Source organism: Pseudomonas sp. GW822-FHT03F08 (assembly GCF_058801265.1).
Window position 1 is genome coordinate 661058 of sequence record NZ_JBXANC010000002.1, and the last position, 23407, is coordinate 684464.

At 58.8% G+C, this 23407-nt stretch carries 26 protein-coding genes; 16 read left to right on the forward strand and 10 right to left on the reverse strand.

Going from position 1 to position 23407, the window contains the following annotated elements:
* Positions 1-64 precede the first annotated feature (64 nt).
* Both AC1RME_RS06795 and AC1RME_RS06800 read left to right on the forward strand, forming a co-directional pair.
* Complete coding sequence (locus AC1RME_RS06795; protein ID WP_096821519.1) at positions 65-1600, forward strand: EAL domain-containing protein; 1536 nt, start codon at positions 65-67, stop codon at positions 1598-1600.
* Positions 1601-1835: 235 nt separating this feature from the next.
* Positions 1836-2201: a histone-like nucleoid-structuring protein, MvaT/MvaU family gene (locus AC1RME_RS06800; RefSeq protein WP_096821522.1), complete on the forward strand. Its 366-nt coding sequence runs from the start codon at positions 1836-1838 to the stop codon at positions 2199-2201.
* Positions 2202-2409: 208 nt separating this feature from the next.
* Here AC1RME_RS06800 and AC1RME_RS06805 read toward each other — a convergent pair whose 3' ends face one another.
* Entirely contained in the window at positions 2410-2928 is a 519-nt protein-coding gene (locus AC1RME_RS06805; RefSeq protein WP_096821524.1) for a DUF4946 domain-containing protein, read from the reverse strand.
* Positions 2929-3070: 142 nt separating this feature from the next.
* On the opposite strand from AC1RME_RS06805, the gene gloA reads away from it, so the two are divergent.
* On the forward strand, positions 3071-3592 hold the full coding sequence (gloA, locus tag AC1RME_RS06810; protein WP_065260490.1) for a lactoylglutathione lyase: 522 nt from the start codon (positions 3071-3073) through the stop codon (positions 3590-3592).
* A gap of 92 nt (positions 3593-3684) precedes the next feature.
* Here the strand turns inward: gloA and ahpF are convergent, their stop codons facing one another.
* The 3 genes from ahpF to AC1RME_RS06825 all read right to left on the reverse strand — a co-directional run bounded on the left by ahpF (position 3685) and on the right by AC1RME_RS06825 (position 7014).
* Entirely contained in the window at positions 3685-5247 is a 1563-nt protein-coding gene (gene ahpF, locus AC1RME_RS06815; protein WP_096821525.1) for an alkyl hydroperoxide reductase subunit F, read from the reverse strand.
* Between the two features lie 128 nt (positions 5248-5375).
* Positions 5376-5939, reverse strand: a complete 564-nt coding sequence (ahpC, locus tag AC1RME_RS06820) for an alkyl hydroperoxide reductase subunit C (protein WP_003224621.1) — start codon at positions 5937-5939, stop codon at positions 5376-5378.
* Between the two features lie 136 nt (positions 5940-6075).
* Positions 6076-7014 carry a site-specific integrase gene (locus tag AC1RME_RS06825; protein WP_096821526.1) on the reverse strand — a complete coding sequence of 313 codons (939 nt, stop codon included), beginning with the start codon at positions 7012-7014 and terminating at the stop codon, positions 6076-6078.
* A 177-nt stretch (positions 7015-7191) separates the two neighbouring features.
* Here AC1RME_RS06825 and AC1RME_RS06830 point away from each other — a divergent pair, with 177 nt between their 5' ends.
* Positions 7192-8196, forward strand: a complete 1005-nt coding sequence (locus AC1RME_RS06830) for a DNA-binding protein (RefSeq protein WP_096821528.1) — start codon at positions 7192-7194, stop codon at positions 8194-8196.
* Here AC1RME_RS06830 and gorA read toward each other — a convergent pair.
* Both gorA and galU read right to left on the reverse strand, forming a co-directional pair.
* Positions 8193-9551: a glutathione-disulfide reductase gene (gene gorA, locus AC1RME_RS06835; protein ID WP_096821530.1), complete on the reverse strand. Its 1359-nt coding sequence runs from the start codon at positions 9549-9551 to the stop codon at positions 8193-8195. The genes AC1RME_RS06830 and gorA overlap by 4 nt on opposite strands.
* Before the next feature lie 129 nt (positions 9552-9680).
* Positions 9681-10520 carry a UTP--glucose-1-phosphate uridylyltransferase GalU gene (gene galU, locus AC1RME_RS06840; protein WP_085710029.1) on the reverse strand — a complete coding sequence of 280 codons (840 nt, stop codon included), beginning with the start codon at positions 10518-10520 and terminating at the stop codon, positions 9681-9683.
* A 247-nt stretch (positions 10521-10767) separates the two neighbouring features.
* Between galU and AC1RME_RS06845 the strand changes: the two genes are divergently transcribed.
* Both AC1RME_RS06845 and AC1RME_RS06850 read left to right on the forward strand, forming a co-directional pair.
* Positions 10768-10956 carry a hypothetical protein gene (locus AC1RME_RS06845; protein ID WP_096821531.1) on the forward strand — a complete coding sequence of 63 codons (189 nt, stop codon included), beginning with the start codon at positions 10768-10770 and terminating at the stop codon, positions 10954-10956.
* Positions 10957-11106: 150 nt separating this feature from the next.
* On the forward strand, positions 11107-11388 hold the full coding sequence (locus AC1RME_RS06850; RefSeq protein ID WP_176504872.1) for a hypothetical protein: 282 nt from the start codon (positions 11107-11109) through the stop codon (positions 11386-11388).
* 3 nt (positions 11389-11391) lie between these two features.
* Here the strand turns inward: AC1RME_RS06850 and AC1RME_RS06855 are convergent, their stop codons facing one another.
* A complete protein-coding gene (locus AC1RME_RS06855) occupies positions 11392-11622 on the reverse strand; it encodes a hypothetical protein (protein ID WP_096821535.1) in 231 nt (76 codons plus the stop codon).
* A 72-nt stretch (positions 11623-11694) separates the two neighbouring features.
* Positions 11695-12051 carry a hypothetical protein gene (locus tag AC1RME_RS06860; protein ID WP_096821537.1) on the reverse strand — a complete coding sequence of 119 codons (357 nt, stop codon included), beginning with the start codon at positions 12049-12051 and terminating at the stop codon, positions 11695-11697.
* Positions 12052-12262: 211 nt separating this feature from the next.
* Here AC1RME_RS06860 and AC1RME_RS06865 point away from each other — a divergent pair, with 211 nt between their 5' ends.
* From AC1RME_RS06865 to ada, 5 genes are all read left to right on the forward strand, one after another.
* Complete coding sequence (locus tag AC1RME_RS06865; protein WP_007958929.1) at positions 12263-12565, forward strand: DUF1883 domain-containing protein; 303 nt, start codon at positions 12263-12265, stop codon at positions 12563-12565.
* A 28-nt stretch (positions 12566-12593) separates the two neighbouring features.
* On the forward strand, positions 12594-12770 hold the full coding sequence (locus AC1RME_RS06870) for a hypothetical protein (RefSeq protein WP_169430549.1): 177 nt from the start codon (positions 12594-12596) through the stop codon (positions 12768-12770).
* 92 nt (positions 12771-12862) lie between these two features.
* Positions 12863-13576, forward strand: coding sequence for a 2OG-Fe(II) oxygenase (locus AC1RME_RS06875; RefSeq protein WP_096821538.1), 714 nt, complete (start codon positions 12863-12865; stop codon positions 13574-13576).
* Between the two features lie 5 nt (positions 13577-13581).
* Positions 13582-14244, forward strand: coding sequence for a DNA oxidative demethylase AlkB (alkB, locus tag AC1RME_RS06880; RefSeq protein ID WP_493090818.1), 663 nt, complete (start codon positions 13582-13584; stop codon positions 14242-14244).
* Positions 14245-14332: 88 nt separating this feature from the next.
* Complete coding sequence (gene ada / locus AC1RME_RS06885; RefSeq protein WP_096821541.1) at positions 14333-15400, forward strand: bifunctional DNA-binding transcriptional regulator/O6-methylguanine-DNA methyltransferase Ada; 1068 nt, start codon at positions 14333-14335, stop codon at positions 15398-15400.
* Here the strand turns inward: ada and AC1RME_RS06890 are convergent.
* Positions 15397-15855, reverse strand: a complete 459-nt coding sequence (locus AC1RME_RS06890) for a GyrI-like domain-containing protein (protein WP_096821543.1) — start codon at positions 15853-15855, stop codon at positions 15397-15399. The genes ada and AC1RME_RS06890 overlap by 4 nt on opposite strands.
* 61 nt (positions 15856-15916) lie before the next feature.
* Positions 15917-16900, reverse strand: coding sequence for an acrylyl-CoA reductase (NADPH) (gene acuI, locus AC1RME_RS06895; protein WP_096821545.1), 984 nt, complete (start codon positions 16898-16900; stop codon positions 15917-15919).
* A gap of 179 nt (positions 16901-17079) precedes the next feature.
* On the opposite strand from acuI, the gene AC1RME_RS06900 reads away from it, so the two are divergent.
* The 5 genes from AC1RME_RS06900 (at position 17080) to modC (ending at position 23392) form a co-directional block, all read left to right on the forward strand.
* Positions 17080-19524 (forward strand): autotransporter, encoded by a 2445-nt coding sequence (locus tag AC1RME_RS06900; protein WP_493090821.1) that lies wholly within the window; start codon positions 17080-17082, stop codon positions 19522-19524.
* Between the two features lie 108 nt (positions 19525-19632).
* Complete coding sequence (locus AC1RME_RS06905; RefSeq protein WP_096821547.1) at positions 19633-20694, forward strand: NAD(P)H-dependent flavin oxidoreductase; 1062 nt, start codon at positions 19633-19635, stop codon at positions 20692-20694.
* A gap of 178 nt (positions 20695-20872) precedes the next feature.
* The gene (gene modA / locus AC1RME_RS06910; RefSeq protein WP_096821549.1) at positions 20873-21628 is read left to right on the forward strand and encodes a molybdate ABC transporter substrate-binding protein; all 756 of its coding nucleotides are present in this window, start codon (positions 20873-20875) and stop codon (positions 21626-21628) included.
* Positions 21629-22309 (forward strand): molybdate ABC transporter permease subunit, encoded by a 681-nt coding sequence (gene modB, locus AC1RME_RS06915; protein WP_096821551.1) that lies wholly within the window; start codon positions 21629-21631, stop codon positions 22307-22309.
* Between the two features lie 3 nt (positions 22310-22312).
* The gene (gene modC, locus AC1RME_RS06920) at positions 22313-23392 is read left to right on the forward strand and encodes a molybdenum ABC transporter ATP-binding protein (protein WP_096821552.1); all 1080 of its coding nucleotides are present in this window, start codon (positions 22313-22315) and stop codon (positions 23390-23392) included.
* Positions 23393-23407: the final 15 nt, after the last annotated feature.

Here is a 23407-nt window from a genome sequence, read left to right on the forward strand (position 1 = left end):
CGGAAGGTGCCCCGTTGCCCCGTCTGCAATCGAGAATCCCATTTCATCGCGACAGGATGCGCCCATGCCGCTGACCGCCCGGCCCCGCCGCAAACGCAGCACCCGAATCATTGTGACACTGCTTTGTGGCGCGCTTCCGATCATCATCGGCAGCGTCATTCTCCACATGCAGGCCGAACGCACACTCCAGCAGAGCTCCCGGGAAACCGCCAACGAAGCCCTGCGCCAATTCGAACTGATGCTCGACAACACCGCCCAGGCCGCGCGTGATTTGCTGCCGCTGGCAGGCCAGACGTGCGAAAACGTCAAACTGGCCTTGCGCGAACAGGTAACCCGCCGCCCGTTCGTTCGCTCGACCAATCTGGTGTGGGACAACAACCTCTATTGCAGCTCGCTGTTCGGCGACTTCAAGGAAGCGGTCAATCCCGGCGATTATGCCCAGGGCAAGTTGTGGCTCATGAACGGCAACCCGGTCACGCCTGACACCGCGCTGCTGGTGTATCGGCTGAGCGACGGTCGTGGTGGCGCACTGACCACACTGGACGGTTATCACTTGAGCAATATTCTGCGGCTGATCGGACGGCAGACATTGCTGTTGCTGCAAGTGGGCAACACCTGGCTTTCCGCCGACGGCAAAGTGCACCAAGGCCCTCTGCCCGAGTTGCCGGTTGCGCAAAGTACCTTGAACTCATCGCACTACGCTTTCACGGTGTCGGCCGGTTTCCCTGAAGGTGAAACCTGGCGGTACATGAGCAACGAATACCCGCCGTTGTTCAGCCTGCTGATGTTTTTTGGCGCGGTGTCCGGCGCGATCGGCTACAGCATGCAAAGACGCTCTACGTCGCCGAGTCACGAAATGCTTCGCGCACTGGAAGCGGGGGAATTCATTCCGTACTTTCAACCGGTAGTGCATGGCGACAGCAAACAATGGTCAGGCACTGAAGTGTTGATGCGCTGGAAGCATCCCAAAGAAGGCCTGGTGCGTCCGGACCTGTTCATACCGTTTGCCGAACACTCCGGGCTGATCGTGCCGATGACCCGTTCATTGATGCAACAGACCGCCGTTGCACTCGGGCCGCTGTCGTCTTCCTTTGTGGCGCCTTTTCACATCGGCATCAACATTACGGCCAGTCACTGCCAGGATCTGGAGTTGCTGGAAGATTGCCGCGAGTTTCTGGCGGCATTCGCCCCCGGCAGCATCAGTCTGGTGCTGGAGTTGACCGAGCGGGAGTTGATCGAGCCCACCGACATCACCCATCAACTGTTTGCACAACTGCGCGCCATGGGCGTGAAGATCGCCATCGACGACTTCGGCACCGGTCATTCAAGCCTGGGTTACTTGAGAACATTCAATGTCGACTTCCTGAAGATCGACCAGACATTTGTCGCCATGATTGATAAGGACGCCCTGTCCCGCCACATTCTGGACAGCATCATCGAACTGTCCGCCAAACTGGACCTTGGCACGGTAGCCGAAGGCGTGGAAACACAGACCCAGGCAGATTACCTGACCGCGCACCACGTCAACTTTCTGCAAGGCTATCTGTTTGGCAAACCGATGTCGGCCGCAGACTTCATCGACGCATTAACTCACCATTAACTAATCGCGATAAAACCGGCGGGCTCAGACCGATCGCACCAAATTGATACAAGACATCGCTGTTTTTACATAAAGAAAAAGTCATGATTTACTCTTGACGCATTAACTACTACAATTTTTCTAACCTGTTGCTAGATTGGCAGGTGAGCCACTATCACCGAGTCGCTTCAAGGCTCTTGGCTTATAGCTTTGTTTGCGGTTGGTATCAGCCAAACACACTATTGGAGTAAAGATATTGTCCAGACTCGCTGAATTTCGCGCAGCCGAAAAGGCCCTTCAAGAACAGCTCAAGCAGCTGGAGTCGCTGAAGAACGATGCCGGGCTCAAGAAAGAAATCGAATTCGAAGAAAAGCTCCAGGGGCTGATGAAAACCTACGGCAAAGGCCTGCGCGACATCATCGCCATCCTCGATCCGAATCCGGCAAAATCCGGCCTGCAACAGGCCGCGGCACCTAAAACCCGCCGCGCTCGCGTGGTCAAGGTCTATCAGAACCCGCACACCGGCGAGCTGATCGAGACCAAGGGCGGCAACCATCGCGGGCTGAAGGCCTGGAAGGAACAATACGGTGCAGCCACCGTTGATTCCTGGTTGCGCGGTTAATCCCTCGCAAACATAAAAGCCCTGCATTTGCAGGGCTTTTTTTTGGACGATATCTAACAAATGCAACAATTTCTTGTTGCGAAAGTTGAGAGCCAAACACCGTCTTGCACTGGAACTATGCTTCCGGATGTTGCGTCATTGCCGGGCGATCAACTTTGTATTTAATCACTTCAGGTATCTAACGCCCCACTGACCACCGAACAGATGACTAAAATTTCAAGCTGTTTCTCGCCGCCACTATTTCATCCGCACTGGCCTTGTAAACCTCGGCCTGCCCGGCATAGGAAAGTACATAGGCTTTGTCTGCCTCTACTGCGGCAACCAATGTTTGTGACAGCACATGACGGCCGTTTTCGGTGACGGTACAAGTGGTTTCAAGCGCCGCCAGTGAACCGAGCGTACTCGAATGAACCTTGTTGCAGACACTCTGATAGCCGCCCTGGAAAAAGTCTTTCTGTACCGACTTGCGCATCTCCAGCAACACGCCTTGCAAATTGACCTGATGACCCGTTTCCACACGCGTCATCGTCAACTCCATCACCATGACCTGATTGCCATCGGCATCAGTCTTCACCGCCCGCTGACGGGAAACCTCCGGTGCGGTTTCGGGCAGCGCTTCGACTTGCCAGCCGGCGGGCCAGGTAATGCTCGGCGCCTCGGCGCAGGCCGCAGCCGCGATGAGGGACAAGCCGAAGAAAACGAACAGCGATTTGAACGGTCGGATCATTACCAGAGGCACTCGCGGATTGAGCCGTAAAGTCTGAGGCTCGCCCGCTTGCAGGGCAAGCCCGCGCTTTCGGTTTGGCGATGCCGCAAGGCATGCGTATCATTGCGCCCATTCACTCGCCCCAATTTGTTACGGAGGGCTCATGAGCCTGCAAGAACTGAACACTTTCCCTGGCGTGACCGCCACCCCGGACAGCGCAACCCGCAACTTCGTCTTCAACCACACCATGCTGCGCGTGAAGGACATCACCAAGTCGCTGGATTTCTACACCCGCGTGCTGGGTTTCTCGCTGGTGGAAAAACGTGACTTCCCGGAAGCGGAATTCAGCCTGTACTTCCTCGCCTTGGTCGACAAATCGCAGATTCCGGCCGACGCCGCCGCGCGCACCGAGTGGATGAAGTCGATTCCCGGCATCCTGGAACTGACCCACAACCACGGCACCGAGAACGACGCGGACTTCGCTTATCACAACGGCAACACCGATCCGCGCGGTTTTGGCCACATCTGCATTTCGGTGCCGGACATCGTCGCCGCCTGCGCACGTTTCGAAGAACTGGGCTGTGACTTCCAGAAGCGCCTGACCGATGGCCGCATGAAAAGCCTGGCGTTCATCAAGGACCCGGATGGCTACTGGGTCGAGATCATTCAGCCGGCGCCGCTGTAAGCGCCTAAACCTCTCTTCCTTGGGGAGAGGACGTTGAAGAAATAAAAAACCCCATCATCGCTGATGGGGTTTTTCTTTTTCAGGCCCGGGATTTACGCCGGCGCTGAAGTGCGGATCAGGTGATCGAAGGCGCTGAGGGAAGCCTTGGCGCCCTCGCCTACCGCAATCACGATCTGCTTGTACGGCACGGTGGTCACGTCACCGGCAGCGAAGATGCCGGGGATCGAGGTTTCACCACGGTTGTCGACGATGATCTCGCCGCGCGGCGACAGCTCGATGGTGCCTTTGAGCCAATCGGTGTTAGGCAGCAGACCGATCTGCACAAAGATCCCTTCCAGCTCGACAGTGCGCAGCTCGTCACTGTTGCGATCCTTGTAACGCAGGCCGTTGACCTTCTGCCCGTCGCCGGTGACTTCAGTGGTCAACGCACTGGTGATCACGGTGACGTTCGGCAGGCTGTGCAGCTTGCGTTGCAAGACCGCGTCGGCACGCAGTTGTACGTCGAACTCAAGCAAGGTTACGTGGGACACGATACCGGCCAGGTCGATGGCCGCCTCGACGCCGGAGTTACCGCCGCCAATCACCGCCACACGCTTGCCTTTGAACAGCGGACCGTCGCAGTGCGGGCAGTACGCCACGCCTTTGTTGCGGTATTCCTGTTCGCCCGGCACGTTCATTTCTCGCCACCGCGCACCGGTCGCCAGAATCACGCTCTTGGCTTTGAGGGTTGCGCCGCTGGCAAAGCGAACCTCGTGCAACTCGCCGTTCTTGCCCGGAATCAGCTTGTCGGCACGCTGCAGGTTCATGATGTCGACGTCGTACTGCTTGACGTGTTCTTCCAGCGCGGTCGCAAGTTTCGGGCCTTCGGTTTCCTGTACGGAAATGAAGTTCTCGATGGCCATGGTGTCCAGCACCTGACCGCCGAAACGCTCGGCCGCAACGCCGGTACGAATACCTTTACGTGCCGCATAGATTGCCGCCGAAGCACCAGCCGGGCCACCGCCGACGACCAACACATCAAAAGCCTGCTTGGCGCTGATTTTCTCGGCCTGACGCTCGATGGCGCCGGTGTCGAGTTTGGCGAGGATTTCTTCCAGGCCCATGCGGCCCTGGCCGAAGTTTTCGCCGTTCAGGTAAATGCTCGGCACGGCCATGATCTTGCGATCGTTGACTTCGTCCTGGAACAGCGCGCCGTCGATGGCGACGTGGCGGATGTTCGGGTTCAGCACGGCCATCAGGTTCAGCGCCTGAACCACGTCCGGGCAGTTCTGGCAGGACAGCGAGAAGTAAGTCTCGAAGTTGAACTCGCCCTTCAGCGAGCGGATCTGTTCGATCACTTCGACACTGGCCTTCGAAGGGTGGCCACCGACTTGCAGCAGGGCCAGCACCAGCGAAGTGAATTCATGGCCCATCGGGATGCCGGCGAAACGCAGGCTGATGTCGGCACCCGGGCGGTTGATCGAGAACGACGGTTTGCGTGCATCGTCGCCGCTGTCGATCAAAGTAATCTGGTGCGAAAGACTGGCAACGTCTTTCAGCAGGTCGAGCATTTCACGGGATTTCGCACCGTCGTCGAGTGAAGCAACGATCTCGATCGGCTGGGTGACCCGTTCCAGGTACGATTTCAACTGGGCTTTAAGATTGGCGTCCAACATACGGGCGATCTCCTGACTTTATTTGAGACGAAAAAAAGCCCGAGCGAATCTCGCCCGGGCTTTTCTATTGGGCGGTGCAGCTTACTTAGGTAGGTGCGGAGTTCCGCCCTGCGTTGCGTGTCACAGACTTAGATCTTGCCGACCAGGTCCAGGGACGGAGCCAGAGTGGCCTCGCCTTCTTTCCACTTGGCTGGGCAAACTTCGCCTGGGTGAGCAGCAACGTACTGAGCAGCCTTGATTTTGCGCAGCAGCTCGGAAGCGTCACGGCCAACGCCGCCATCGTTCAGTTCAACGATTTTGATCTGGCCTTCAGGGTTGATCACGAAGGTGCCACGGTCAGCCAGACCAGCTTCTTCGATCAGTACGTCGAAGTTGCGGGAGATGACGTGGGTCGGGTCGCCGATCATGGTGTATTCGATTTTGCCGATGGCTGGCGAAGTGTTGTGCCAGGCAGCGTGGGCAAAGTGGGTGTCGGTCGAAACGCTGTAGATTTCTACGCCCAGTTTCTGGAAGGCAGCGTAGTTGTCGGCCAGGTCTTCCAGCTCGGTTGGGCAAACGAAGGTGAAGTCGGCTGGGTAGAAGAACACTACGGACCATTTGCCTTTCAGGTCAGCGTCCGAGACTTGTACGAAGTCGCCGTTTTTGAACGCGGTAGCTTTGAACGGTTTTACTTGGCTGTTGATGATAGGCATTGATGACTCTCCGTCAGGGTTGTGAATTCGATGGGTGAATCCTACCCACTCACTCGACGGATGGCTCATTGGCAAACCTGATGCTGCTGATTTGTTTTCGCTATTAGCTGACTGTATTAATAGAAGAAAACGATATCTACGACGACAACGGCTTATCCGTAATCCGGGCCATCCCGTGAAAGGGGCTCGCTTCAACATAGCGCATGGCGGACTTCATATCCTTCCAGCCCACGTAACTCATCAACGACTTGAGATCCCAGCCGCTTTGATGAGCCCAGGTGGCAAAGCCGCGCCGCAACGAGTGGCTGGTGTAGCGCTCGGCGGAGATCCCGGCGCGTTCCAGGGCCTGACGCAGCAGCGGAATCACGCTGTTGGCGTGCAAGCCCTCCTCGCTCAGATTGCCCCAGCGATCGACACCTCGAAACACCGGGCCGCGTACGAGCGCCGCTTCGGTGATCCAGTCGATGTAAGCCTGCACCGGGCACAGCTTCAGCAACGCAGGGGCCTGATAGGTCTGACCGAGGTTTTCCCGGTCGCCCTTGCTGCGCGGCAGGTACAGGGTGATACCGCTGCCGGCGTGGGCCTGCACATGCTCGATCTGCACCCGGCACAGCTCGTCACTGCGAAAGCCCCGCCAGAACCCCAGAAGAATCAGCGCTCGATCCCTACAGGCTCTGAGTAGCAACGGCCGGTCCTGTTGTTCTCGGGCCTCTTTCATTTCCTGTTCAAGCCAGGCCACGGTCTGTTCAAGATCACGCAGTTGCAACGGCTCGGCCTGTTTTTCCTGCGCGGGATGCAGCGCACGGATGCCCTTAAAGACTTTGCGCACCACTGGCGTCTTGGTCGGATCGGCGAACCCCTGACTGTTGTGCCACTGCGCGAGTGCCGACAAGCGCAACTTCAGCGTATTGACCGACAGCACGCCTGCATGAGCCACCAGATACCGCGCGACACTGTCAGCCGTCGCGGGCAGGAACCCGCCCCATACCGTTTCGAAATGCTCGACGGCCGCACGATAGCTGCGGCGGGTGTTGTCACGGGTGGCGGCTTGCAGATAGCGATCGATATCGCTCATGGGCTGATTTCTCGCAGATGTACTGATTTGAAGATTGAAAAGCGGATTCTGGCGCTTCACACGGGGTAATACCAGTATATCCCGCCCGTTCATCTTGAAACATTTAACTTTATTTTCAGCATGGTACACTGCGTACTTTGGTGGCATGTACCACAGTACGTAATCGTAGGAGCACATATGGCCCGTGGCGGCGTTAACAAAGCAGTAGTCCAGATCGCGCGCTCAGCGATCCTCGCCCGTGGCGAACACCCAAGCATCGACGCAGTACGCATCGAGCTGGGCAACACCGGATCGAAAACCACTATTCATCGCTATCTGAAGGAGCTGGATGACGGCAGCGAACCGGCTGATCCGTCGGCAGAACCGATTGATGACGAGCTGCTGGCGCTCGTCACGCGCCTGGCGCAACGCCTGAAAGAACAAGCACAGGAGCCGATTGACCAGGCTCGCGAACAGTACGAGCAGCAACGACAGGCATTGGAAGCAGAGCTGAATCAGCTCCGTCAGAACCATGCGCAACTGGAGCAAAAGCACGACATCCAGGGCGCTGCGCTGGCCAAAGAGTCCGAAGCCTTGAGCGACACCCGCTCGATGCTGCAAACCGAACAGACACGCAATGCCGGCCTGAATCAGGCGCTGGCAGATTTCGAATTACGCTTGCAGGACAAGGACGAGCAGATCCGCTCGCTGGAAGAAAAGCACCTGCACGCTCGCGACGCGCTTGAGCATTACCGCAATGCCGTCAAGGAGCAGCGCGAACAGGAACAGAGCCGTCACGAAAGTCAGGTTCAGCAGTTGCAGATGGAATTGCGTCAGGCGCAGCAAAGCGCACTGGTACGCCAGGATGAAATCACTCAATTGCACCGCGACAACGAACGCTTGCTGACCGAAAACCGCGGCACATTGCGGGAACTGAGCCTGCTGCAGGATCAGCTCAAACACAGCAATCAACGTCAGGATCAACTGCTGGAGCAAGCGACGCGTGTTGACAGCGAACGCACCCTCCTCCAGGAACGTTTGCGCGTGGCATTGCTGGACAGCCAGACACTCAAGCAGAGCGTCGACGAGCACGCCCAACTCAACCAGTCACTGGAAAAGCAACTGACCCAGGCTCAGGACAGTTTGCGCCTGGCCACTACCGCTGCGGCAGCGCCAGACGCAAAAACTTCAAAGGACGATTAAGCGCCGACCGGCGTGCGCATGGTGACAAACTCTTCGGCCGCCGTCGGGTGCACCCCGATGGTGTCGTCGAAGTCACGTTTGGTTGCGCCGGCCTTCAGCGCGATCGCCAGGCCCTGCACGATCTCGCCGGCATCCGGCCCGACCATGTGGCAGCCCAGCACCTTATCGGTTTTGCCATCGACCACCAGCTTCATCAGCGTGCGCTCCTGGCATTCGGTCAGGGTCAGTTTCATCGGGCGGAAACGGCTTTCGTAGATCACCACGTCGTGCCCCGCCTTCCGCGCCTCTTCTTCAGTCAAGCCGACGGTGCCGATATTCGGCAGGCTGAACACTGCTGTCGGGATCATCTTGTAATCCACCGGGCGGTATTGCTCTGGCTTGAACAGACGTCGCGCCACCGCCATGCCTTCAGCCAGCGCCACCGGCGTCAGTTGAACGCGACCGATGACATCGCCCAGCGCAAGAATTGACGGCTCGGTGGTCTGGTATTGCTCATCGACCTTGATAAAGCCCTTCTCATCCAGCTGCACCTCGGTATTTTCCAGCCCGAGATTGTCCAGCATCGGACGCCGACCGGTGGCGTAGAACACGCAGTCCGCTTCCAGTACACGACCATCCTTGAGGGTCGCCTTCAGGCTGCCATCCGCTTGCTTGTCGATCCGCTCGATGTCGGCATTGAACTGCAGATTCATGCCGCGCTTGGTCAACTCTTCCTGCAGATGCTTGCGCACCGAGCCGTCGAAGCCGCGCAGGAACAGATCACCGCGATACAGCAACGTGGTCTCCGCACCCAGACCATGGAAGATTCCGGCAAATTCGACCGCAATGTAACCGCCGCCGACGACCAGGACACGCTTGGGCAGCTCTTTCAGGAAAAACGCCTGATTGGAGCTGATGGCATGCTCATGCCCCGGAATTTCCGGAATCTGCGGCCAGCCGCCCGTGGCGATCAGAATATTTTTCGCGGTGAAACGCTCACCATTGACCTCGACCTCATGCGGGCCAACGATCTTCGCGTGAGCTTCGTGCAGGGTCACGCCACTGTTGACCAGCAGATTGCGATAAATGCCGTTCAGGCGATTGATCTCGCGATCCTTGTTGGCGATCAGGGTCGCCCAATCGAAATTCGCCTCACCCAAGCTCCAGCCGAAACCGGACGACTGTTCAAAGTCTTCGGCGAAATGCGCGCCGTACACCAGCAGTTTTTTCGGCACACAGCCGACATTGACGCAGGTGCCGCCCAGATAACGGCTCTCGGCCACCGCCACTTTTGCACCGAAACCGGCAGCAAAACGCGCAGCTCGCACACCGCCGGATCCGGCACCAATCACATAAAGGTCAAAATCGTAGGCCATTTCTATCTCCTCGGCAGGCGATCAGCATACCCGGCGTCGTCCGCTGGGCAAGCACTCCTGCCGATATAGGGGCGAAAAATGAAAAAGCCACCCGAAGGTGGCTTTTTCGTACAGACAGATCAGGCGCTATCAGTAGGCCTTGCCAGTCTTGTAGAAGTTTTCGAAGCAGAAGTTGGTTGCCTCGATGTAACCCTCGGCACCACCGCAGTCGAAACGCTTGCCCTTGAACTTGTAGGCCATTACGCAGCCGTTCTGGGCTTGCTTCATCAGGGCGTCGGTGATCTGGATTTCACCACCCTTGCCTGGCTCGGTCTGTTCGATCAGGTCGAAGATGTCCGGAGTCAGGATGTAACGACCAATGATCGCCAGGTTGGACGGCGCGTCTTCCGGCTTTGGCTTCTCGACCATGCTGTGTACGCGGTAGATGTCGTCGCGGATCATCTCGCCGGCAATGACGCCGTACTTGCTGGTTTCTGCCGGATCGACTTCCTGGATGGCGATGATCGAGCAGCGGAACTGCTTGTACAGCTTGACCATCTGGGTCAGTACGCCGTCGCCTTCGAGGTTGACGCACAGGTCGTCCGCCAGCACCACGGCAAACGGCTCATCGCCGATCAGCGGACGACCGGTCAGGATCGCATGACCCAGGCCTTTCATTTCAGTCTGACGGGTGTAGGAGAACGAGCACTCGTCCAACAGCTTGCGGATACCGACCAGGTATTTCTCTTTGTCGGTGCCCTTGATCTGGTTTTCCAGCTCATAGCTGATGTCGAAGTGGTCTTCCAGGGCACGCTTGCCACGGCCGGTCACGATGGAGATCTCAGTCAGACCAGCATCCAGAGCTTCTTCGACGCCGTACTGGATCAGTGGCTTGTTTACCACCGGCAGCATTTCTTTGGGCATGGCTTTAGTCGCTGGAAGGAAGCGAGTACCGTAACCGGCTGCTGGGAACAAGCATTTCTTGATCATATAAGTCCTTGAAAGGGCTGTGTGTACGAGTTTCGGCGCAGTCTAATCAGGCGGCGTGCACCTTACAATGCCCCGCACTGGCTAACCGATGTCAACATAGAGAAATATTCTGGCGGATAGTTCAATCCGCACGCAGAAGCTGCGCATTCAGCGTAGCCCAAAGATTCAGGAACACCGCATCGACCCGCGCCCGCTTGCCCGTTTCCCGTTATCATGACGCCTTTGAACCAGCCAACGAGGCCGCTAGATGTCCGCAGCAAAAATCATCAACGGGTACACCGTCGCCAAGGCAAAAGATGGCCAGTGGCATATCACCGCCGCCAACGGCGAAGATGTGTCCGGTCCATTGCCCACTGAAGCGATGGCGATTGAGGTAGCCGCGGTGCTTGATTACACGCCTCCTGCACCGAAGCGTCGCGGTAAGGATCAGGACTGATCAGCTGTAACGCATCCAGAGCCCTGCCATTGCGCGGGGCTTTTTTTGAACATGAAGATGTGGCCAATCGCTATAACCTTTTCATGCCGGCGCTGTCATAGCGTCTAGCCCTCTCCTTCCGAAGACGACATCGCCATGAACACCCGTACGCTGCACCGCATGCTGCCCCTGTTAGCACTTCTGGCCCTGGCCGGCTGCGCCAGCTCTCAACCCACTTACCTGGACAACGGCGAGCAAGGGTTGAGCATCGATTGCTCCGGCGAGGCCAATTCCTGGGCAACCTGTTATGAAAAGGCTGATGCCTCCTGCGCCGGCACCGGCTATCGCATCGTCGGAACCGATGGCACACCGGCGTCCAAGGAAAGCGACAAAACGCTGGGTATCGATGTCGGCAACTACAAGAACCGTAGTGTCGTGGTGGTCTGCAAGTAGGTTTTACATGTGAATTTCGGCGAACTTGATCCCTAGCCCGCGAACGACCTCAATCAGGTCATCCAGACGGCCAAACGATTCGACTTCGTCGTTTTCATCCACCAGAAAATAACTGCGCCCGGCGCTCTTCTTGAAAAACACGATCCATTCACCCGAATTCGCCGGGTTCTGAATCACATGGGTGGCCGCGATCAGCCCCTCTTTATGGCGCTCGCGCACCTGTTCTCGCTTCATGCACATCTCCAGAAATGACAATGCCGCCCAGGCGTGACCTGGACGGCATCAATACCGATGACTGACAGTTTATCAGCCGGAAATGCACACCGTGGCGGCATTGCGCACATCCCTTGGACGTATCGGCACGTTGGACATGCGCTCGTGCAACTTGATGCTGCTGCCGCCGGAGCGGTCCTCAATGTCAAACACCGCTGCCGGGCCGGACGACAACTTCCCTGGCACGATCACCCGAACCCCGTCCTTGTGCGGCTCCATTTGCAGGGCCCCGCGGCTTTGCGCCAGCTTGTCGGCCAGACACTGTGCGTACTCGTGGGGTTTCTTGCCGGAAATGACGCTCATGGTCGGCAGTGTTTCATTGATTTCCGAAACACTTGCGCAACCACCCATCGCCAATGCCAACGGCACAAAGACCACACCCCACTTCATACAGAATCTCCTATAAAGACCCTCGGACAGCGTGAATGCCGTTTTTCTCCGAGGCTCATTGCATTTAACGCACATGAAATCGCGAATAACTGTTTTTAATTGTCAAAGCGGCGCCCGACGGCCGGATAATAACCTGTCCGGGCTGATAAACTGCGCCAATCGACCCTGCTATCGTTTTGATTTTGTAGAAAAAGCCCTTCTGGAGGCGCCCATGAAATTTATTCACCAGCGCGAGCACCTCAACGAAGACGACATCGTCGTCATCCAGTGCTCACAAACCTGCAACATCCGTCTGATGAACGACGCCAACTTTCGCAGCTTCAAGAACGGCGGCCGTCATACCTATCACGGCGGCGCGTTCGACACCTTTCCGGCCCGCATCACCGCGCCGAGCACCGGGTTCTGGAACATCACCATCGACACCGTCAACCGCCGTGCGATCAGTGTGACCCGCAAGCCGACCCTGACGCACTCGATCAAGATCATCCGTCGCTCCAGCTCGAAACTCAGCTGATCGGCTCCCTTAACGCAATCAGGTAAGCATGACCGTGGCCCAAACGACCAAATACGTCATCAAGTACAAACTGAACGGCGAGCGCCGCTTCGAATTCGCCCAGCTGGAAAACGGCACGCCGGAAGAAGCCAAGGCTGCGCTGGATGCCCTGCACGGCCAGAGCGAAGACGTGATCAGCGACATCAGCGTCAGCAAGGCGTTGTAAGACGCGGGTGACAATTCGACCGCAAGCGCCGGAGTGTTCCGGCCTGGCGGGCTGCCTAGACTGATCACCTGGACGCAAGCCAAGGAATCAGTATGCCGATGTCACCCGAATCGCCCCTCGATGCGCTCGACTGGGCCGCACTGGAACAACAACTGGATCAGGACGGTTGCGCCATCATCCGTTCGCTGTTGCGCCCGCAAACCTGTGATCGCCTGCGTGCGCTGTACCCGCAAAGCGAACCGTTCCGCTCACAGGTGATCATGGCCCGCCACGGTTTCGGTCGCGGCGAATACAAGTATCTGCGCTACCCGTTGCCTCCATTGGTGGAGCGCCTGCGCAATGCGCTTTATCCGCGCCTTGTTCCCCTGGCCAATCGCTGGCATGAACGGATGGGCTTGCCGCAACGCTTTCCACCCCTGCACAGCGAGTTTCTTGCGCGCTGTCATGCCGCCGGTCAACTGCGGCCTACCCCGCTCTTGCTGCAATACGGCCCACAGGACTACAACTGTTTGCATCAGGACCTGTACGGCGAACACATCTTCCCGCTGCAAGTCGCGATTCTTCTGTCAGAACCTGGCGAGGATTTCAGCGGTGGTGAGTTCGTCCTGACCGAACAACGCCCGAGAATGCAGTCTCGCCCACTGGTGATAGACCTGAAGAAAGGCGACGCGCTGATCTTTGCCGTCAACCAACGCCCGGTCAAAGGCGTGCGCGGCGACTATCGGGTCACCATGCGCCACGGTGTCAGCCGCCTGCACAGCGGAAAACGGCATACTCTGGGCATCATTTTTCACGACGCTACCTGACCATCATGCACACCCACTTCGATCTGTTCGCCGACACCGAATCCGAGCAGCCCCGACGCGTTGAGCAGATCGGCGAACAATCCTGGGTGCTGCGCGGCTTCGCCCTTCCCCGTATCGAACAATTATTGCCGGCTCTGAAATCGGTCATCGAACGCGCCCCGTTGCGGCACATGATGACGCCCGACGGTTTCAGCATGTCAGTAGCCACCAGCAGTTGCGGAGCGCTTGGCTGGATCACCGACCGCAGCGGTTACCGTTACTCGGTCGATGACCCTCTCAGCCACCAGCCTTGGCCGGAGATGCCCGAAGTCTTTCGCGACCTGGCGCAGACAGCGGCGAAGCAAGTCGGATTTTCCGATTTCATACCGGACTCCTGCCTGATCAATCGTTATGTCCCCGGCGCGAAAATGTCTTTGCATCAGGACAAGGACGAACATTCCTACACCGCACCGATCGTTTCTCTGTCATTGGGTTTGCCCGCCATGTTCCTGTTCGGTGGTTTCGCCCGCAGCGACAGGAGCCAGCGCATTCCACTGTTGCACGGCGACATGGTGATCTGGGGTGGCGTTGATCGGCTGCGCTACCACGGCGTCCTGCCGATCAAGTACGGCCGGCATCCGCAGTTGGGCGAACAGCGTTTCAACCTGACGTTTCGCACCGCCGGATAACCGCGCAAAGTTTGACCGCAAGGGCCGGAGTGTTACGGTTGGCGGCACTGGTTAACCTGAAATTCAACAGGTCAACGGACTCTCCATCATGAAAACGCTTTCGACCCCGCTGAACATTGAAGACGATCCACGCTGGTCCGCCGTCGTCGCCCGCGACCCACGGGCGGACGGTCAATTTGTCTACGCAGTGAAAACCACTGGCATCTATTGCCGTCCTAGCAGCCTGGCGCGTTTGCCCAAGCCGCAGAATGTCGAATTCTTCGACACCGCCGAAGAGGCCGAGGCAGCGGGTTATCGCCCCAGCAAACGGGCGAGCAAGGATCAAAGCGACGTGGCCGCGCAACATGCCGCAACGGTAGCCGCTGCGTGCCGACAGATCGAAACCGCCGAAACCCTGCCAGCGCTCAACGAACTGGCGGATGCCGCCGGCCTGAGCTCATTCCATTTCCATCGGGTATTCAAAGCCGCCACCGGCCTGACGCCCAAGGGTTACGCCGCGGCGCACCGTTCACGCAGAGTGCGGCAACGGTTGGCGGATGGCGACTCGGTGACCGACGCGTTGTACGACGCCGGCTTCAACTCCAACAGCCGTTTCTATGAAGCCGCTGACCAGTTGCTGGGCATGAAGCCCGGCGACTTCCGGGCCGCCGGGCAAAACAACGACATTCGTTTTGCGGTCGGCCAATGCTCGCTCGGCGCCATTCTGGTGGCACAGAGTGATCGAGGAATTTGCGCGATTCTGTTGGGGGACGATCCCCATCAACTGGTCTGCGACCTGCAGGATCAGTTTCGCCGGGCCAACCTGATCGGAGCCGACGCCGAGTTCGAACAACTGATCGCCCACGTCGTCGGCTTTATCGAAGCGCCGGCAATCGGTCTCGATCTGCCACTGGATGTACGGGGCACCGCGTTTCAGGAACGGGTCTGGCAGGCGCTGCGCGAAATACCGGTTGGCAGCACCGCCAGTTATGCCGACATCGCCCAGCGCATCGGCTCGCCAAAAGCGGTTCGGGCCGTGGCTCAGGCCTGCGGCGCCAACAGCCTTGCGGTGGCGATCCCTTGCCATCGCGTGGTCCGCAGCGACGGCAACCTTTCGGGCTATCGCTGGGGCGTGGAGCGCAAGCGTGAGTTGTTGTCCCGGGAAACGCAGCCTTAGAGGATGCCGATGTAAATCGACACTGACTCGGGGCCGAAATAGGCCTCGAAGTCAGTGGCGTAACGTCGCTGAATCTGCGGATTGGCTTCGAAGTGCTTCCAGATCCGGCCCCAAGTGGCAATGACCGCATCGGGCAATGCACCATGTCCCTGGAACACCAGATACTCACCGCTTTCGATCCGAATGGTTTCGAAATCCGTCTGCGGATTGACGACGGCAACACCCGCCGTCACATCGAATGCACCCGAAGCATCCGATTCATAGGCCGAGTACACCCCGTAAATCGGCGACTCGGTCAGCTTGCCGGGAATGGCCTCCGCCAGGTTCTTGCCGAAGAATTGCCCCCACATCGGGCCGATTTTCGCGGTCTCGGCCTTGTGTTCTGCGGCGTTGGTGGTTCGAACGCGCAAGCCTGAGACCGTGAACGACTCAACGTGCTGTTGTTGTAGATCCATCGAAGTGCCACTCCCTTTTTTTGAAGTGCGGCCCGGCAGGTCCGCGATGGCGCTTAATGTGTCAGCGATTGACGTCCACGACAACCCGTCCGCGCAGCTGCCCGGCGAGCAACTTCGGGGCCGCTTCGATGGCTTCGCTGAGACCGATTTCGTGGCTGATCAGCGGCAACAGGGAAAAATCCAGATCCTTGGCCAGACGTTCCCACGCCTCGATTCGACGCGCTTTGGGCTGGGTCACGCTGTTGATTCCGGCCAGCGTCACACCACGCAAGATGAAAGGCGCCACCGACGCCGGGAAATCCATGCCCTGAGCCAGACCGCATGCCGCGACAGTACCTTCGGCGCGGGTGCTGGCGCAGGCGTTGGCCAATGTGTGGCTGCCGACCGAATCGATCACCGCCGCCCAACGCTCCTTCGCCAGTGGCTTGCCGGGCTCGGACAAGGTCGCACGATCAATGATTTCGCTGGCGCCCAATTGCTGCAGATACTCATGCTCCGACACCCGGCCGGTAGATGCCACCACGCGATAGCCAAGCTTGTGCAACAAGGCGATTGCAAAGCTGCCGACCCCACCATTGGCACCGGTAACCAATACTTCGCCCTGCTCCGGCGTCACGCCATTACGCTCCAGCGCCATGATGCACAGCATCGCCGTGTAGCCCGCCGTGCCAATGGCCATGGCTTGCGCGGCGGAAAACGCCTTGGGCAGTGGAATCAGCCAGTCGCCGTTGAGCCGTGCCTTCTGGGCCAGGCCGCCCCAGTGGTTTTCGCCCACGCCCCAACCGTTGAGCAGCACCTGATCGCCAGCCTTATAGTCGGGATGCGAACTGATCTCGACCGTACCGGCCAGATCAATCCCCGGTACCATCGGAAACTTGCGCACCACCGGGCTGCTGCCGGTAATCGCCAGCCCGTCCTTGAAGTTGAGCGTGCTGTTCGCGACGCGCACCGTCACATCGCCTTCGGGCAACTGCTGCTCGTCGATTTTCTGCAGGCTGGCGCGATAACCGCTGTCGTCTTTGTCGATCAGAATGCCGTTGAACATGATTGCCTCTCAGGGAATGAATTCAGGGTCTCGTGGCATTCAAATAGCACATCGCAACATTTTGCCCCACTCGACCTTCCGCCAATCGCTGAAACCGCCGGATGATTCCGGATCGGCCGGCTATGCTCTTTCGACGGCTTCCACTTATCCCCGAGAAGCCCTTGTCGATGGAGCTGACAATGTCCCGCGCCCGCCCTTTTCTTGCCTGGCTGATGCTCTGTCTGTTGGCATTCAATACCGCTTGGGCGGCGCCAGCGGCCAAGACGGCAGACGCCACTGCCGTTGAGCCAACATGGCCGCAAGTCATCACCAGCGGCAAGTCAAAACTCACCGTGTATCAGCCACAGCTCGACAGCTGGGACGGCTACACCTTGCAGGCCCGCGCCGCCGTAGAAGCAACCGATGCTGCCGGCAAGTCGACTTATGGCATCGTCCAGTTCAGCGCTCACACGCTGGTCGACAAGGCCACTCGCTGGGTCATGCTCGACCAGTACAAAATCATCAAAGCCGATTTCCCCGCAGACGCCAGCCAGGCAGAGATGTGGATCACGACACTGCAAAACGATGCGGCCAAGCGCAAGAAAACCATTTCACTCGATCAATTGGAGGCCGCCGTTGGCGTACTGACCGCCGAACAGAAAGCCGACACCGCGCCCCTGGAAAACACGCCACCGACCATCCTCAGCTCGGACGTGCCGGCCTTGCTTGTCTATATCGACGGTGAGGCTGCGTATCGCCAGGTCGACGGCACCGGATTGCAACGGGTGATCAACACCCGCCCTCTGCTGCTCAAGGACGCCCAGGGCAAACATTATCTGCATGTGTTCGATGGCTGGATGGTTGCCGATCAATTGTCGGGGCCCTACGCCCTGCTCTCATCGCCTCCAGCGGATCTGGAGAAAGCCAAGAAAGCGGCGATCGAGAGCCGGCAGGTGGATCTGCTCACCGGGCAAAGCGATCCGAAGGACAAAGTACCGAGCCTGGCCAAACCGCCACAGGCAAAGATCTTCATCGCCACGACACCGACCGAACTGATCGTCACCGACGGTGCACCACAGTGGCAGCCGATCCAGGGCACGCAATTGCTGTATGTCAGCAACACCACCGGGCACATTTTCAAGGAAATCGGCGATCAGAACAGTTATGTGCTGATCTCCGGCCGCTGGTTCCGCGCCGGCGACATGAACGGCCCGTGGACATTTACCCCGGCGGACAAACTGCCAGCAGACTTCGCCAACATCCCCGACGACAGTCCGAAAGAAAACGTAAAAGCCTCGGTCGCCGGGACGCCACAGGCCAAGGAAGCAGCCATTGCCGCCACCATTCCGCAGACGTCAGCGATCAAGAAAAGCGCAGTGAAAATGACGGCGCCACAATTTGACGGGGAACCTCAACTCAAAGCCATCAGCGGGACCCCGCTTCAATATGTGATCAACAGCGCCACGCCGATCATCCGGGTCGACAACAACAGTTGGTACGCCGTGGAGAACGGCATCTGGTTCGTCGCCACGGCAGTGACCGGGCCATGGACCGTCGCCAGCTCAGTGCCAGCGGTGATTTATTCGATTCCGCCGAACTCGCCGATGCACTACCTCACTTACGTCAAAGTCTATGAATCCAGTGGTGACACGGTCGTCGTCGGTTACACCCCGGGCTATCAGGGATCGACGCTGGATCCGGCGACCGGCGTTGTGGTCTACGGCACCGGCTATCCGTACACACCATGGGTCGGTAGCGTCTGGTACGGACCTCCGGTGACTTACGGCTTTGGTGTCGCCATCCGCTACACGCCGTGGACTGGCTGGACCTTCGGCTTCGGGTTCGGCTGGAGCTGGGGCGGCAGCACTGCCGCCATGGGCTGGGGCTGGGGCGCCTATCCATGGTGGGGCAATTACGGATGGGGTTACGCGTGGGGACCGCACCTGTATCCCGCGCCATTGGCCTGGGGCGGCGCAGCCTACGGTTATCACGGTGGCGCCGTGGCCTGGGGCCCGGGCGGCTGGGCCGGTACTACCGGCAACATTTACCGGCAATGGGGTGATCGGGCGACCGTCAGCCGCTATGGCGCAGGCTACAACGCCTGGACCGGCAACCGCTGGGCTGGCCAGGTTGGTTCCTCCTACAACTCACGGACCGGGATTGCGACCGCCGGCCAGCGTGGGGCGGTACACAATGTCTACACCGGCAACTATGCAGCCGGCCGCAGCGGTGAAGTGGTCGGACCGAACGGAGGTGCAATCGCCGGGGGCCGGGTGACGGCAGGCAACGCTCGCAATGGCACTCAGGTAACGGCCAATCGTGGCGCCGTTTACAACCCGAACACCGGCAATACCACGCAATACGGCGGAATTCACGGACGCAACAGCGGCGCCGCACGGGTTGGCGACAATGTTTACGCCGGGCATGACGGCAACGTCTACAAGAAAACCGATGACGGCTGGCAGTCGATGGTCAAGGGGGGCGCAACTCGCGCACCGGCCAACAACAATGCTCAGTTACAGAACCTCAATCGCGACTCCGCGGCGCGTAACGTTGGCAATCAGCGTCTGAACAACTTCCACAACTCTTCGCAGTTCATGAACCATTCATTCGGCGGAGGGGGCGGTGGACTTCATCGACGCTGACCTGAATCCCGCGAGGCTACAAATCTCGGCTGGCCCTGCACCCGGTTTTGCTGGTAAAAAAACCGGCTTCAGCTTCCCTGCCCTGCTTTGTCCTTCGGAGTCTTTTCCATGAACCAATGGCCAGATACCCGCATTCTTGACCTGCTCGGCATCGAACTGCCGATCATCCAGGGCCCGATGGCCGGCGCCACCAACTCGTCGATGGTCATTGCCGTGTGCAACGCGGGCGGTTTGGGATCAATGCCGGCAGCGATGTTGAGCATCGAGCAATTGCGCGAAGAACTGAAAGCCATCCGCCAGGGCACTGACAAACCTTTCAACGTCAACTTCTTCTGCCACCAGCCACCGGCCGCCGATGAACAGCGGGCGCGGGACTGGAAGAATCTGCTGGAGCCCTACTACCGCGAACTGGGTGCCGACTTCGATGCGCCGACGCCGGTATCCAACCGAGCGCCGTTTGATGGGGCGGCTTGCGAAGTGCTGGAAGAGTTTCGCCCTGAGGTGGTGAGTTTCCACTTCGGCCTGCCGGAAAAGTCCCTGCTGAACCGGGTCAAGGCCACCGGTGCGAAAATCCTGTCTTCGGCCACCAACGTCGATGAAGCCATCTGGCTGGAACAGAACGGTTGCGATGCAATCATCGCCATGGGCTACGAAGCCGGAGGCCATCGGGGCATGTTCCTCAGCGATGACCTGAGCAGCCAGGTCGGAACCTTTGCCCTCGTTCCGCAAATCGTCGACGCGGTCAAAGTGCCGGTGATTGCTGCCGGTGCGATCGCCGATGCGCGAGGCGTTGCAGCGGCGTTCATGCTCGGTGCATCTGCTGCTCAGGTCGGAACGGCTTATCTGTTTACACCAGAGGCCAAAGTCAGTGCCTCTCATCACAAGGCGCTGCGCACGGCGAAAGACAGTGAGACCGCTATCACCAACCTGTTCACCGGACGTCCGGCACGGGGAATTCTGAATCGAGTGATGCGTGAAGTGGGACCGATGTCGGACAAAGCGCCGGCGTTTCCCTTGGCCGGCGGTGCCCTGATGCCATTGCGCGCCAAGGATGAGGCCGACTTCAGCAATCTCTGGGCCGGTCAGGCGTTTACGTTGGGCAAGGAGTTGAGCAGTGCCGAACTGACTCGCCAACTCGCCGAAGGAGCGCTCGCGAAACTGGCTCGGTAAAAAAGCACGGCAGACTGAGGGATTTCATGCCCTCACCTGCCTGCCTGAAACCAGCACTTTCCGTTTAGAGGCATTTCGCTATATATTCATCTATATAGCGATTCACCCCCTCGCATCGGCGCAGTCTACCCCTCCAACAATAACTGCCCACTGCACTTGCCAACAACGGAGCTGTTACATGACCATTCGTGCCTCACGTTTTGCCCCTGCCCTGCTCGCGGTATTCGCCATCGGCGCCGCTCAGGCCGACGAAGTGCAAGTCGCCGTCGCGGCCAACTTCACTGCACCGATCCAGGCGATCGCCGCCGATTTCGAAAAAGACACCGGGCACAAACTGGTCGCGGCCTATGGCGCCACCGGACAGTTCTACACCCAGATCAAGAACGGCGCGCCGTTCGAAGTGTTCCTCTCGGCTGACGACACCACCCCTGAGAAACTGGAAAAAGAAGGCGACACCGTCAAGGGCTCGCGCTTCACCTACGCCATCGGCACGCTGGCGCTATGGTCGGCCAAAGAAGGTTACGTCGACGCCAAAGGCGACGTTCTGAAGAAAAACGAATACCAACACCTTTCCATCGCCAACCCGAAAGCTGCGCCTTACGGCCTGGCTGCCACCCAGGTGCTGGAAAAGCTGAAATTGACTGATGCAACCAAAGCCAAAATCGTCGAAGGCCAGAACATCACTCAGGCTTATCAGTTCGTGTCCACCGGCAACGCTGAACTGGGCTTCGTTGCCCTGTCGCAGATCTACAAGGACGGCAAGGTCAGCAGCGGCTCGGCGTGGATCGTTCCGGCGAGCATGCACGACCCGATCAAACAGGACGCCGTCATCCTGAACAAAGGCAAGGACAACGCCGCTGCCAAGGCGCTGGTTGAATACCTCAAAGGCCCAAAAGCCGCTGCGGTGATCAAGTCCTACGGTTATCAGCTGTAAATGTCGCTGACGAGTGCCGATTTCGCGGCGATCTGGCTGACCCTGAAACTGGCGTCCCTGACCACCGCGATCCTGCTGGTCATCGGCACTCCGATTGCCCTGTGGTTGTCGCGCAGCCAATCCTGGTTGCGTGGCCCCATCGGGGCAATTGTCGCCCTGCCTCTGGTACTGCCGCCGACCGTCATCGGTTTTTATCTGTTGCTCGCGCTCGGACCCAATGGCTTTCTTGGGCATTTCACCCAGTGGCTGGGGCTCGGCACACTGACGTTCAGTTTCACCGGACTGGTCATCGGTTCGGTGCTCTATTCCATGCCCTTTGTGGTGCAGCCGTTGCAAAACGCCTTCTCCGCCATCGGCACTCGCCCCCTGGAAGTGGCGGCCACCTTGCGCGCCAATCCATGGGACACTTTTTTCAGCGTCATCCTGCCGCTCGCACGTCCCGGTTTCATTACGGCGGCGATCCTGGGTTTCGCCCATACCGTCGGCGAATTCGGCGTTGTACTGATGATCGGCGGCAATATTCCCGACAAGACCCGGGTGGTCTCGGTACAAATCTACGACCACGTCGAAGCCATGGAATACTCACAAGCACATTGGCTCGCCGGTGCGATGCTGGTGTTTTCGTTTCTGGTGTTGCTGGCGCTCTATTCCAGCCGCAAGTCGCGCGCAGGCTGGAGTTGATCGATGATTGAAGCACGCTTGAAACTCGCTTACTCCGGCTTCGGCCTGGATGTCGACCTGCACTTGCCCGGTCGTGGCGTGACCGCATTGTTCGGACAATCGGGCTCAGGCAAGACCACCTGCCTGCGTTGCATTGCCGGACTGGAACGGGCTCCGTACGCCTTTGTGCAAATCAACGACGAAATCTGGCAGGACAGCGAGAAAGGCATTTTCGTACCGCCGCACAAACGTGCGCTCGGCTATGTGTTTCAGGAGGCGAGCCTGTTTCCGCACCTCTCGGTGCTGGCCAACCTGCAATTCGGCCTCAAACGGATTGCCAGGAGTCAACGCCGGGTCGACATGGCACAGGCCACCGAACTGCTGGGAATCGGCCATTTGCTGGAGCGTCATCCGCAGCATTTATCCGGCGGCGAACGTCAGCGTGTCGGCATCGCTCGGGCGCTCTTGACCAGTCCGAAACTGTTGCTGTTGGACGAGCCGCTCGCGGCCCTCGACAGTCAGCGCAAAAGCGAAATCCTGCCTTACCTGCAACGGCTGCACGACGAACTCGATATCCCGGTTCTGTATGTCAGTCACGCCCAGGACGAAGTCGCGCGCCTGGCCGATCACCTGGTGCTGCTCGACAACGGCAAAGCGCTGGCCAGCGGTCCGATCGGCGAAACACTCGCTCGCCTGGATCTGCCACTGGCAATGGGCGATGACGCCGGAGTGGTGATCGAGGGGCAGGTTATCTCCTACGATCACAACTACCAATTGCTCTGCCTGCAATTGCCCGACACGTTACTGAGCATTCGCGTGACCCACTCCCCCATGGAAGTCGGTCAGACGCTGCGCTGCAAAGTGCAGGCTCGCGATATCAGCCTGACCCTGCAAAACACTGAGCACAGCAGCATCCTCAATCGCCTGCCGGTCACGGTGGCCAGCGAAATGCCTGCCGACAATGCCGCTCATGTGCTGATCCGCCTTGATGCGGGCGGCACGCCTCTGCTGGCAAGAATCACCCGGTATTCGCGGGATCAGTTGGGCGTGCATGCGGGTCAACAATTGTGGGCGCAGATCAAGGCTGTCGCGGTTCTGGCTTGAATCGGTCGGCACGAC

Bases quoted from the DNA above. Each gene is read 5' to 3' on its own strand.
- AC1RME_RS06905 (WP_096821547.1), top strand. From the start codon at position 19,633: ATGAACCAATGGCCAGATACCCGCATTCTTGACCTGCTCGGCATCGAA.
- ada (WP_096821541.1), top strand. From the start codon at position 14,333: ATGAAAACGCTTTCGACCCCGCTGAACATTGAAGACGATCCACGCTGG.
- modB (WP_096821551.1), top strand. From the start codon at position 21,629: ATGTCGCTGACGAGTGCCGATTTCGCGGCGATCTGGCTGACCCTGAAA.
- AC1RME_RS06875 (WP_096821538.1), top strand. From the start codon at position 12,863: ATGCCGATGTCACCCGAATCGCCCCTCGATGCGCTCGACTGGGCCGCA.
- AC1RME_RS06830 (WP_096821528.1), top strand. From the start codon at position 7,192: ATGGCCCGTGGCGGCGTTAACAAAGCAGTAGTCCAGATCGCGCGCTCA.
- gorA (WP_096821530.1), bottom strand. From the start codon at position 9,551: ATGGCCTACGATTTTGACCTTTATGTGATTGGTGCCGGATCCGGCGGT.
- AC1RME_RS06795 (WP_096821519.1), top strand. From the start codon at position 65: ATGCCGCTGACCGCCCGGCCCCGCCGCAAACGCAGCACCCGAATCATT.
- galU (WP_085710029.1), bottom strand. From the start codon at position 10,520: ATGATCAAGAAATGCTTGTTCCCAGCAGCCGGTTACGGTACTCGCTTC.
- AC1RME_RS06825 (WP_096821526.1), bottom strand. From the start codon at position 7,014: ATGAGCGATATCGATCGCTATCTGCAAGCCGCCACCCGTGACAACACC.
- ahpF (WP_096821525.1), bottom strand. From the start codon at position 5,247: ATGTTGGACGCCAATCTTAAAGCCCAGTTGAAATCGTACCTGGAACGG.
- alkB (WP_493090818.1), top strand. From the start codon at position 13,582: ATGCACACCCACTTCGATCTGTTCGCCGACACCGAATCCGAGCAGCCC.
- AC1RME_RS06860 (WP_096821537.1), bottom strand. From the start codon at position 12,051: ATGAAGTGGGGTGTGGTCTTTGTGCCGTTGGCATTGGCGATGGGTGGT.
- AC1RME_RS06805 (WP_096821524.1), bottom strand. From the start codon at position 2,928: ATGATCCGACCGTTCAAATCGCTGTTCGTTTTCTTCGGCTTGTCCCTC.
- AC1RME_RS06855 (WP_096821535.1), bottom strand. From the start codon at position 11,622: ATGAAGCGAGAACAGGTGCGCGAGCGCCATAAAGAGGGGCTGATCGCG.
- modC (WP_096821552.1), top strand. From the start codon at position 22,313: ATGATTGAAGCACGCTTGAAACTCGCTTACTCCGGCTTCGGCCTGGAT.
- AC1RME_RS06865 (WP_007958929.1), top strand. From the start codon at position 12,263: ATGAAATTTATTCACCAGCGCGAGCACCTCAACGAAGACGACATCGTC.
- AC1RME_RS06870 (WP_169430549.1), top strand. From the start codon at position 12,594: ATGACCGTGGCCCAAACGACCAAATACGTCATCAAGTACAAACTGAAC.
- ahpC (WP_003224621.1), bottom strand. From the start codon at position 5,939: ATGCCTATCATCAACAGCCAAGTAAAACCGTTCAAAGCTACCGCGTTC.
- AC1RME_RS06845 (WP_096821531.1), top strand. From the start codon at position 10,768: ATGTCCGCAGCAAAAATCATCAACGGGTACACCGTCGCCAAGGCAAAA.
- gloA (WP_065260490.1), top strand. From the start codon at position 3,071: ATGAGCCTGCAAGAACTGAACACTTTCCCTGGCGTGACCGCCACCCCG.
- modA (WP_096821549.1), top strand. From the start codon at position 20,873: ATGACCATTCGTGCCTCACGTTTTGCCCCTGCCCTGCTCGCGGTATTC.
- AC1RME_RS06890 (WP_096821543.1), bottom strand. From the start codon at position 15,855: ATGGATCTACAACAACAGCACGTTGAGTCGTTCACGGTCTCAGGCTTG.
- AC1RME_RS06900 (WP_493090821.1), top strand. From the start codon at position 17,080: ATGTCCCGCGCCCGCCCTTTTCTTGCCTGGCTGATGCTCTGTCTGTTG.
- acuI (WP_096821545.1), bottom strand. From the start codon at position 16,900: ATGTTCAACGGCATTCTGATCGACAAAGACGACAGCGGTTATCGCGCC.